The organism is Pseudotabrizicola sp. (assembly GCF_030684215.1).
In the GTDB taxonomy this organism is placed as follows: domain Bacteria; phylum Pseudomonadota; class Alphaproteobacteria; order Rhodobacterales; family Rhodobacteraceae; genus Pseudotabrizicola.
Map to the genome: position 1 here is coordinate 103,100 of NZ_JAUXOV010000055.1, position 10,885 is coordinate 113,984.

7 protein-coding genes and 1 pseudogene are annotated in these 10,885 nt (G+C 62.1%); 3 read left to right on the forward strand and 5 right to left on the reverse strand.

Annotated elements, in window-relative coordinates:
• Position 1: 1 nt before the first annotated feature.
• The 5 genes from bchL to bchF all read right to left on the reverse strand — a co-directional run bounded on the left by bchL (position 2) and on the right by bchF (position 8,023).
• Positions 2–904 carry a ferredoxin:protochlorophyllide reductase (ATP-dependent) iron-sulfur ATP-binding protein gene (gene bchL / locus Q8K08_RS11315; RefSeq protein ID WP_305250120.1) on the reverse strand — a complete coding sequence of 301 codons (903 nt, stop codon included), beginning with the start codon at positions 902–904 and terminating at the stop codon, positions 2–4.
• 106 nt (positions 905–1,010) lie between these two features.
• On the reverse strand, positions 1,011–4,622 hold the full coding sequence (locus Q8K08_RS11320; RefSeq protein WP_305250121.1) for a magnesium chelatase subunit H: 3,612 nt from the start codon (positions 4,620–4,622) through the stop codon (positions 1,011–1,013).
• Entirely contained in the window at positions 4,612–6,192 is a 1,581-nt protein-coding gene (gene bchB / locus Q8K08_RS11325) for a ferredoxin:protochlorophyllide reductase (ATP-dependent) subunit B (RefSeq protein ID WP_304797193.1), read from the reverse strand. The genes Q8K08_RS11320 and bchB overlap by 11 nt, the downstream gene beginning before the upstream one ends.
• Positions 6,189–7,511 (reverse strand): ferredoxin:protochlorophyllide reductase (ATP-dependent) subunit N, encoded by a 1,323-nt coding sequence (locus Q8K08_RS11330; protein ID WP_305250122.1) that lies wholly within the window; start codon positions 7,509–7,511, stop codon positions 6,189–6,191. Before Q8K08_RS11330 ends, bchB begins: the two co-directional genes overlap by 4 nt.
• Positions 7,508–8,023: a 2-vinyl bacteriochlorophyllide hydratase gene (gene bchF / locus Q8K08_RS11335; RefSeq protein ID WP_304797197.1), complete on the reverse strand. Its 516-nt coding sequence runs from the start codon at positions 8,021–8,023 to the stop codon at positions 7,508–7,510. Before bchF ends, Q8K08_RS11330 begins: the two co-directional genes overlap by 4 nt.
• A gap of 319 nt (positions 8,024–8,342) precedes the next feature.
• Here bchF and Q8K08_RS11340 point away from each other — a divergent pair, with 319 nt between their 5' ends.
• The 3 genes and pseudogenes from Q8K08_RS11340 to Q8K08_RS11350 form a co-directional block, all read left to right on the forward strand.
• Positions 8,343–9,131, forward strand: a complete 789-nt coding sequence (locus tag Q8K08_RS11340; protein WP_304797200.1) for a B12-binding domain-containing protein — start codon at positions 8,343–8,345, stop codon at positions 9,129–9,131.
• A gap of 86 nt (positions 9,132–9,217) precedes the next feature.
• Entirely contained in the window at positions 9,218–10,591 is a 1,374-nt protein-coding gene (gene ppsR, locus Q8K08_RS11345) for a transcriptional regulator PpsR (RefSeq protein ID WP_304797202.1), read from the forward strand.
• Between the two features lie 75 nt (positions 10,592–10,666).
• A pseudogene (locus Q8K08_RS11350) lies at positions 10,667–10,885 on the forward strand (IS110 family transposase); the annotation flags it as partial.

The window sequence follows — 10,885 nt, forward strand, 5'->3', positions numbered from 1 at the left end:
ATCAGTCAAACCCCAACAGCTCGAAAATCTCACGGTCGGGCAGCGGGTCGGGGGTTGATCCCTTGCCCTGAACCGACCGCCAAAGCACATCGGCCAGCCGCATGTATTCGGCCCGCGCCATCACCACGTCTTCGGCATCGTCCATCTCGAACAGCGTCTTTTTCTTCAGACGGCTGCGGCGGATTGCGTCGATGTCGGGCATATGCGCCAGCCGGTTAAAGCCCACGCGCGCGCAATAGCGGTCCACCTCATCGGTCTCGCGCGACCGGTTGGCGACGCAGCCGGCAAGCTGCACCTTGTAATTGCTGGATTTCGCCTGCACCGCCGCGATGATCCGGTTCATCGCATAGATGCTGTCAAAGTCGTTTGCAGTCACGATCACAGCCCGGTCGGCATGCTGCAAGGGGGCGGCGAACCCGCCACACACCACATCGCCCAGCACGTCAAAGATCACCACATCAGTGTCTTCCAGCAGGTGGTGCTGCTTCAAAAGCTTCACCGTCTGCCCCACCACATAGCCACCACAGCCGGTGCCTGCGGGCGGCCCACCGGCCTCCACGCATTTCACGCCGTTGAAACCGATCGCCACATAGTCTTCGGGCCGCAATTCCTCTGCATGGAAATCGACCTCTTTCAGAATGTCGATCACCGTCGATTGCAGTCGCCCGGTCAGGGTGAATGTGCTGTCATGCTTGGGGTCACAGCCGATCTGCAACACCCGCTTGCCCATCATCGAAAACGCAGCTGACAGGTTGGAACTGGTGGTCGATTTCCCGATCCCCCCCTTGCCGTAAACCGAGAACACCTTGGCCCCCTCGATCTTTACCGTTGCGTCCTGATGCACCTGCACCGACCCGTCGCCATCAAGGCCTCTCAGGTTTGGAATCTCATCACGCGGGCTCATTGTCCGCTCCTTTCCAGAGGCGGGCGCGCCTCCATTTTCTGTTCAAAAATATCCCGGGGTCCGGGGCAGAGCCCCGGTCCGAAGGCGGGGTCTTGAAACCGCGTTGTCATTCTGCCGCGATCCCTTCCAAACGGTCTTCCATCTCATCTGCCGCGCGCTGGAGTGCGGCCAGCGTGTCGGCGTCGGGTTGCCAGTAGTTGCGGTCTGACGCTTCCAGCAGGCGTTGTGCCATCCGGTTGCTCGCCTCGGGGTTCAGCCCGGTCAGGCGCTTGCGCATCGCCTCGTCCAGCACAAAGGTTTCTGACAGGCGCTGATAGACCCATGGGTCCACCTGTGCGGTGGTGGCCGACCAGCCAAGGGTGTTGGTCACATGTGCCTCGATCTGGCGCACGCCTTCGGCGCCGTGGCGCAACAGGCCCTCATAGAACTTGGGGTTCAGACTGCGCGACCGGGTTTCCAGCGCAATCTGGTCACGCAAGGTGCGCACAGTGCCCGCGCCGCGGGTCTGGTCGCCGATGAACACCGGGGTCTCGGCCCCGCCGCGCGCGCGTTTCACAGCGCGCGCAATGCCGCCCAGCGTGTCGAAATAGTGATCCACCGAGGTGACGCCCAGTTCGACCGATTCCAGGTTCTGATAGGCCAGATCCACGTCCTTCAGCGCCTTTTGCAGCAAGGCCCCGTTCTGGACCGGCTTGCCCGACCGCCCGTAGGCAAAGGATTTGCGCGACTCGTAGGCGTCGGCCAATTCGTCCTCGGCACCAAAGGCCGATGATCCCACCAGCACATTCACGTTGGACCCGTAAGCGCCTTCAGCATTGGAAAACACCCGCAAGGAAGCGGTGTCCATATCCACCCCCATCTCCTCGGCATAGGCCAGCGCATGGGCGCGGATGAAGTTCTGCGCCAGCGGTTCTTCGGCGGTGGCCGCCTTGAACGCGGCTTCGGCCAGCATCCGGGTTTGCAACGGCAGCAGATCACGGAAGATGCCCGACAGCGTCATCACCACGTCAATCCGTGGCCGGCCAAGCTCTGCCAGTGGGATCAGATCCGCCCCGCACAGTCGGCCATAATGGTCAAAGCGGGGGCGCGCGCCCATCAGCGCAAGCGCCTGCGCAATCGGCCCGCCATCGGATTTGATGTTGTCAGACCCCCACAGCACCAGCGCCACCGACCGCGGCAAACGCTCCGCCGCCGCCAGCAGACGGTCGGCCTGCGCCGCCCCGTCCTGCATGGCAAACGCGGTTGGCATGCGGAACGGGTCAAACGCATGGATATTGCGCCCCGTCGGCAAAATCTCGGGCGCACGGATCAGGTCACCCCCCGGCACCGGGCTGATGAACCGCCCCGAGAGCGCCCTCAGCAGCGCCGGAATTTCAGGGTCGTCGCGCAGCAACTGATCCGCCAGCACCTTGTCGGCACTGTCTGGCATCAGATCCAGCATCGCCGCCCGTGCGCTATCCGACATCTTGCGGCCCACGACGTGAAAGCCATCGGTGATCAGCGCGCCCTCGGTCTCCAGCAGCTTGACCCAAAGCGAGCCCAGATCGCTGCCGTCCAGATCAACCGCGCGGGCCTGTTCGCGCACCAGATCGGCCAGTTCGGCCGCCTCTGGCGCACCCTGCGGCAGGCTGCGCAAACGCGACAGCGAGTCCTTTACATCGGCCAAGCCCTTGTAAAGCCCCGACTGCGCCAAGGGCGGTGTCAGATGCGTGACCGTCACCGCGTTCGAGCGGCGCTTGGCAAGCGTGGCCTCGGACGGGTTGTTGGCGGCATAAAGGTAGACATTGGGCAAATTGCCGATCAACCGGTCGGGCCAGCAGGTTTCCGACATGCCCGCCTGCTTGCCTGGCATGAATTCCAGCGCGCCATGCATCCCGAAATGGAGCAGCACATCGGCGCGGAAATCTTCGCGCATCCAGCGGTAGAACGTGGTGAACGCATGGGTCGGGGCAAAGCCCTTCTCAAACAGCAACCGCATCGGGTCGCCCTCGTAGCCGAACACCGGCTGAAGGCCCACAAACACATTGCCCATCTCGCGGCCCAGTACGAACACGCCGCGCCCGTCGGTCTGGATCCGGCCGGGGGCAGGGCCCCATGCAGCCTCGACATCGCGCAGCCAGCGGGTTTTTGCCACCACATCGGCGGCGGGAACAATCGCCGCGACATTGGCGGGCTGGCCATACATCTTGGCTGATCCGCCCAGCACCGCCTCGCGCAGATCCTCTACGCTCGCGGGCGGGTCCACGCGGTAGCCTGCGTCGCGCATGGCGTGCAGCATGTTGTGCAGCGATTCGAACACCGACAGATACGCCGCAGTGCCCGCAGCCCCCGCATTTGGCGGAAAACCATACAGCACAATTGCCACGCGGCGCTGCGCCACGTCCGACCGACGCAGGCGGGCCAGACGCGCCACCTTGTCGGCCAAAGTGTCAATGCGCTCAAAGCAAGGCGCCATCGCGCGGGTGGTCAGCGACTCGGCACTTTGCGGCTGGCAGTTCTTTGCACAGCCATTGCAGCCGTTCAGATCATGCCGCCCAGCAAAAACGGTGGGGTTGGTCGCGCCGTCAATCTCGGGCAGGGCGATCAGCATGGTGGTTTCCACTGGACCAAGCCCACCACCCGAAGCACCCCATTGGCCAAGCGTCTGAAATTCCAAAGGATGCGCGGCGATATAGGGCACGTCCAGCGCCGCAAGCGCCGCCACTGCTGCCGGGCTGTCATTATAGGCCGGGCCACCAACAAGGCTGAAACCGGTCAGACTGACCAGCGCATCGACGCGTGATCCGGCAGGCCCCTTGAAATACGCCTCCATCGCAGGACGGCCATCAAGACCCCCGGCAAAGGCGGGCAGAACGGCAATGCCCTTGGCCTCGAACGCGGCGATCACGGCATCATAATGGGCGGTGTCTCCGGCAAGGATATAGCTGCGCAGCATCAGCATGCCGACCGTGGCCACCGCGCCCTCGGGCCGTGGAATGCTGGCGGTTTCAGTGGTGATGCGGGACGACAGCGAGGGGTGATAAAGCCCGACATCGGGATAATCAATCGGTGCTGCCGCCTTGATCTTGGCCCAGTCACGCTTGCCTGAATAGCGGCTGACCAGAAAGCGCACCATCGCCTCCAGATTGTCATCTGATCCGCCCAGCCAATATTGCATCGACAAGAACCAGGCCCGCAGATCCTGTGCCTTGCCGGGAAAATACTTCAAGATCTTGGGCAGGCGCCGCAGCATCGCCATCTGCTTCTCCCCCGACCCTCCCGAAGGGGCCTTGGTGCCGCGCAGCTTCTTCAGCAGTGCCATCGGCCCCGATGCCGGAAGGCTCATGTCCAGATCGCCCATCCGGGTCAGCTTGACCACGGCCGGGTCGGCAATCACGCCGACAAACGCATCGGCACGCAGACTGGCGGCCTGCAACTCGGGCAGAATGGCGGTGATGTGCTCCTCGATGAACAACAGGTTCGCCACCACGAAATCGGCGCTGTTCACCGCAGCCTTGGCCGCGACCAAAGCGGCCGGGTTTTCGGCCCATTCCGCCGCCGCATGAACCGAGACCTCTATCCCCGGAAAGTCCACCGCCAGACGTGGCGCAATCCGCGCCGCCGGGCCTGCCGCATGGGCGTCCAGCGTCACGATCACAAAACGGTAAACCCCGTCGCCTTTCGGCGCAGATCTGGCCAAAACAGCTTGGCCCGCCGATGTATAGCCATCATCGCGCATAATGGGCCTTTGCCTCATACAGGGTTTCGACAGAAATCTCGGCCACGCCCGCATCGCGCGCATAGGACTCGGTGTTGCGCTTGGCCTTGCCGCGCACAAAGAACGGGATCTTCTTCAATTCGCGCTCGGCTGCCGCCTGCCAGACCGGCGCACCGGTAACAGGTGCCTGGGCATCCGCATTCATCTTGGCCAAAATACTTCCGCCAGAGGCATCCGCGGCATCCACCAGCGCTTCGGGTGCCGATGGGTCGCGCAGGTCGGCCTTGCCGCCGTGGTGGCTGGGGCCTGCGTCGGAGTGAAACTCAAAATCTTCGCGAAACATCGTCAGCAGATGTTCTTCAAGCCCCATCACCAGCGGATGAATCCAAGTGTCAAAGATCACATTGGCCCCTTCGAACCCCATCTGGGGCGAGTATCGCGCGGGGAAGTCCTGCACATGCACGGGGCTGGAGATCACGGCGCAGGGGATGCCCAGCCGTTTGCCAATATGGCGTTCCTGCTGGGTGCCAAGGATCAGTTCGGGGGCGGCGGCGGCGATGGCGTCCTCGACCTCCAGATAGTCGTCGGTGATCAGCGCCTCCAACCCGTAGGCCTTGGCCGCGGCGCGCATGGGCCGGGCGAATTCGCGGTTGTAGCAGCCCATGCCGACCACCTCGAACCCAATTTCGGTGGCGGCGATGCGGGCGGCAGCGATGACGTGGGTGGCATCCCCGAACAGGAATACGCGCTTGCCGGTCAGATAGGTGGAATCAACGCTTGCTGACCACCAGGGCAGGCGCAGGGCGCTTTCGTCTACCTTTGGCGACAGGCCGGTAAGGGCGGCCACTTCATGCAGGAAGTCGCGGGTGGCACCGACACCAAGCGGGACCACGCGTGTATAGGGTTGGTTGCAGGTCCGCTCCAGCCAGCGCGCGGCGGACTCGCCGGTTTCGGGGTACAAGAGCACGTTGAAATGCGCCTGTCCCATGCGGGAGATGTCGGCGGGCGATGATCCCATCGGTGCGGCCACGTTGACCGAAATCCCCATCAGACCCAGAAGTTTGGTGACCTCGGCCACATCATCGCGGTGCCGGAAGCCAAGGGCGGTGGCGCCCAGGATGTTGCAGGTGATGTGTTCGGTGCGCGGCATCGGTTTGACCAAGGCGCGGCAGATCTGGTGGAACGTCTCATCTGCGCCGAAGTTTTCCTTGCGCTGATAGCTGGGCAGATCCAGCGGGATGACCGGGCAGGGCAGGCCGATCGCCTCGGCCAGACCGCCGGGGTCGTCCTGAATAAGTTCTGCCGTGCAAGACGCGCCGACAATCATCGCCTGCGGCTTGAAGCGGGCATAGGCCTCACGCGCGGCATCCTTGAACAGGTTGGCGGTGTCGCCGCCCAGATCGCGGGCCTGAAAGGTGGTGTAGGTGACCGGCGGGCGGTGATTGCGACGCTCGATCATGGTGAACAGAAGGTCGGCGTAGGTGTCGCCCTGAGGGGCGTGCAGCACGTAGTGTAACCCGGTCATTCCGGTGGCGACGCGCATTGCGCCGACATGCGGCGGACCTTCATATGTCCACAGGGTAAGCTTCATGGCTGGCCTCCGGGGCTCTGCCCCGGACCCCGGGATATTTCAGAACAGAAAATGGGGGCGGTCAGGAGGGCTTTGCGGCGCAAGGGTCGGCTGAACAGGGCTGCGAGGTCGCCCGCCTGTTCGTAGAAATGGACCGGGGTGAACACGAGTTCGATGGCCCATTTGGTGGTGTGGCCGCGAGCCTCCAGCGGGTTGGCAAGGCCAAGGCCGCAGACGGTGAGGTCGGGGCGGGCCGCGTGCTGGCGGTCAAGCTGGCGTTCCACATCCTGACCCTCAGAGATGACCGGGCCTTCGGGCAAGAGGTCAAGGTCGGGGCCGGTGATGCTTGCGTGCAGGAAAGGGGTGCCGACCTCTAGCGGCGTCATGCCACATTCGCGGGCGAGGAAGCGCGCGAGCGGGATTTCCAGCTGGCTGTCGGGGAAGAAGAACACCGATTTGCCGTTCAACGTGTCAGCGTGGGCCGCGACGGCCTTTGCCGCACGGGCACGGGGAGCAGCGGTAACGGTGTCAAAATGCGCGCGCGAGATGCCAAACTCCTGTGCCACGGCCCAGAGCCAGAGGGTTGTGCCCTCTTCGCCAAAAGGGAAGGGCGCGGGCAGGTGGGTGGCACCGCGACGGGTCAGCGCCACATGGGTGTCACCAAGGAAGGGCTGCACCAGCGCAAAGACGGTATTTGCACCGACGGCAGGCAGGTCTGCAGAGCGCCGCGCAGGCAGCATACGCACCGGGCCGATGCCCAGTTGATCCAGCAGTGACAGGCACTGATCCTCGACCACATCGGGCAGCGCGCCCACAACCATCAGCTCGCGCGCTTCGGTGGCCGCCAGCGTTGGCACCATCGCGGCAAGGCAGGCATCTTCGCCTTGGGTAAAGGTCGTCTCGATGCCAGAACCGGAATAGTTGTAGACCCGCACATGCGGCGCATGCAGGGTGGTCAGCCGCTCGGCCGCGCGGGCCAGATCCAGCTTGATCACCTCAGACGGGCAAGAGCCGACGAGGAACAGTTGTTTGATATCAGGACGGCGCGACAGCAGGCGCGCGACTTCGCGGTCCAGTTCAGTATTGGCATCGGCCAGACCGGCGAGGTCTTTTTCTTCGAGAATCGCTGTGCCGAAGCGCGGCTCGGCAAAAATCATCACGCCAGCCGCAGATTGCAGCAGGTGCGCGCAGGTGCGCGACCCAACTACCAGAAAGAACGCATCCTGCATCTTGCGGTGCAGCCAGATGATTCCCGTCAGGCCGCAGAACACTTCACGCTGGCCGCGCTCTTTCAGAACGGGGGTTTCGCGGCAACCACGGGCGGGGGAATCAAGGCTCATGCGGCCACTCCTGAAATGGGGGTGGCGCGGGCTTCGGCCTCGGCGTCCAGCCGGGCCATCCGCAGCTTCCACAGAAACTGTCCGGCGTTGAGGACATAGGCGGCATAGGCCGCAAGGGCGACAGTCATCTGGGCGGCCGGATCCAGCGCGCCGGTAATTAGCCCATAAAGGTAGAAGGTGTGCAGCGCGATGACCGCAAAGCTGATCACATCTTCCCAAAAGAACGCAGGCGCAAAGAGATATTGGCCAAACACCACCTTTTCCCAGATCGCGCCGGTGACCATGATCACATACAAAAAGCCGGTCTTTATCAGGATGGAAACAGTCGCGGCGCCATAGCCTTCACCTGTGCCGATAAAACGCAGGACAAGAACCAGCGACACACCGAAAGCCAGAAATTGCAGCGGGGCCAGGATGCCCTGCACCAGCGTCCAGCGCGTGGCATCGCGGCGGGCCCGCTCTGCGGGGGTATAAAGCCGCTTGCGCGGTGTCTGTGTTGGCTTTGGCTGCATGTGCCGCGGCCCCTCCCTTTGGTCTTTGCCCTTTACAGGTTAGACTTGGGGGCGAAGGTGTCAACATAAACTTACACAGTGGCGCGGATTGATTTAGGGCTTCGGAAGGTGTCGTCTGGGTGCAGTTTTTGGTAATTTATATCTTATAATCAATTGTATGCCGAGAAATTAGCCAAAATGCGCCTTTGCAATGTGTCAATTTGATTTGACAACTTGTCCACTGTGGGTGACAGTTGATTATCAATGTGCTTGCATGTCGGGGCGGTCTGTGCGGTTCTGCAGTCGGCACGCGACCGGCAATGTGGTCTCGGAGCCAGAAATGCAGGATGGCAATTTTTCAGTGGACGGGCTGCGCGGATTGACAAGTGTGGGGTTCACACAGTTTGCGGTGGATGTGGTGGCTCGAGTGGCAGCGCGTGACGGCGTGGCCAGAGTCGCCCTGAAAGAGCCGTTGGTTGTTGCCATGCTGGCCGCTGCCAAGTCGCCTGATCCGGCGGCGCTTGCCAACCTGTTGCCAGATTTCAGGCGGGCGCGTGTCAGCAAAGATGTGCTGGCAGATTGCTATATTCCCGAGGTTGCCCGCAGGCTGGGGCGCGGATGGGAAGATGATGAGGTGAGCTTTGCGCAGGTGAGCATCGGGTCGTCGCGCTTGCAATCTCTGTTGCGCGACATCGGGGCATGCTGGAGCGCGGATGGTACCGAAGCGCAAAGTGGCAACACTGCTTTGCTGATTGTGCCGGGGCGGGAGCAGCACACTTTGGGTGCGCTGACGGTGTCTGGTTGGTTGCGTCGGCAGGGCATTTCGGTGTGTGTGCGCGTTGCACCCTCGACAGATGAAATTGAGGCGATTCTGGCGCAGCGCCATTTTGATGGCGCATTGATTTCAGTTGCTTGTCGCGAAACGCTTGAAGTTTGCACCGGCTTGGTGAAAACCATAAAACAAGCGACATCAAACAGACTGCCTATCGCCTTGGGGGGGGCGGTTCTGGAACGGGGGGGCGAAGTTGTGACTGTATCCGGCGTGGATATTGTGACAAATGATTTGGCAAAGGCTGTATTGGCCTTGGGTCTGACCTGTAAACGGCCCCTGTCTACGGCGAAAACTTAAAGCGCACCTGCCGTTCGCCGGTGTGCAACAAAAGAACGGATAGTCAGGTGACAACGGATGGACGGCACCTATTGAACGGCGGGAAAATGCCTCTGATTGCCCCAGAGTTAATGGGTGAAATCATCGCATCTGCCTGCGACATCGCGCTTTTGGTGTCCCCCTCTCACAAGGTCGTTTCGGTTTTGGTGAACCCGGCGCACGGTATTCAGGCCCGCGTTGCGGATTGGGAAGGTGCGCAGCTTCAGTCGATTTTGGCGGCGGAAAGCTGGCGCAAGCTGGAGACGCGTCTGGCCGATCTTGGCAATCGTCGCACCGCACCGGTGATAGAGCTGAATCACGCAGACCGGAGCGCATGGGAATTTCCCGTGCGCTATTCCCTTCACCGGATCGGTGCAGACGATTCCGTGCTGATGACCGGGCGCGATCTGCGCCCGATTGCCGAAGTGCAGCAGCAGTTGATCAGCGCGCAGCTGGCGCTGGAGCGTGACTATGAAGCGCAGCGTGAGGCGGACACCCGCTACCGTGTGCTGATGGAAGTCGGTCGCGATCCGATTGTCATTGTGTCGATGTCCACCGGGCGAATCACCGATCTGAACGCAGCGGCGGCCTCGCTTTTGGGTGGCAACCGGGCCGAGTTGATCGGTGCTGCGATTGCGCAGGAGTTTGAAGGACGGCGCCGGGGCGAGTTTCTGGAAAGCATGGCCAATCTGGCAGTGGCGGAAAGCGCTGGGCCGATTGAACTGTCTGCCCGCCGGTCGCAAAAGCGGCTGCTGGTCACGCCGACCATGTTCCGCGCGGCAGGGGAACGCCTGCTGATGTGTCAGATCGACAACGCCGACAGCGTCACGCCGCAGGGCGACGATCTGACCGAAAATCTGGCGCGGATGTATCAGGAAGGCGTGGATGGGATCGTCTTTGCCGATGCCGAAGGTGTCATCGTTTCTGCCAATGAGGCGTTTTTGAACATGACCGACAGCGCCAACACCGCCTCTGTGCGGGGGCGGTCGCTGGCTGATTTCATGGCGCGCGGGGCGGTTGATCTGCGGGTCTTGATGGATAATGTCAAGCGCACTGGCCAGTTGCGGCTCTATGCAACGCGGCTCACCACTGATTTCTCGGGCCAGACGGCGGTGGAGTTGTCGGCCAGTTGGCTCAATGACCGCCCGAACCCGGTTCTGGCGCTGCTGGTGCGCGATGTCAGCCGCGCTGACAGCCTGCGCAAGCCCTCGGGTGTTCACAACGAAGAAGGCATGCGCAATGTGATGGAGCTTGTTGGCTCTTCCACGCTCAGGGATATTGTGGCCGAAACCACCGATGTCATCGAAAAGATGTGCATTGAGACCGCGCTTGAACTGACCCGCAACAACCGGGTTGCAGCGGCAGACATGCTCAGCCTGTCGCGGCAATCGCTTTATGTAAAGCTGCGCAAATACGGGCTGATCAACAAAGACGGCGACTAATGGGATGTGTCGGCTGCTTCCCCACAGTTGGGTTACCCTGAAGAGGGATCAACCGTGCAACAAGGAGAAGTAGCCATGTGTGCAAAGAAGACAGGAAGCCTCGAAGACCTTGCCGTCGTCGGTGTCGATATCGGCAAGGACACGTTTCATCTTGTCGGGTTCGACCGCGCCGGCCAGCTGGTCATACGCAAACAGATCAAGCGGCTGGCGTTGAGTGCCACATTCGAACAGCTCCCACGCTGCATCGTCGGGATGGAAGCCTGCCTTAGCGCCCATTTTGTCAGCCGGACGCTG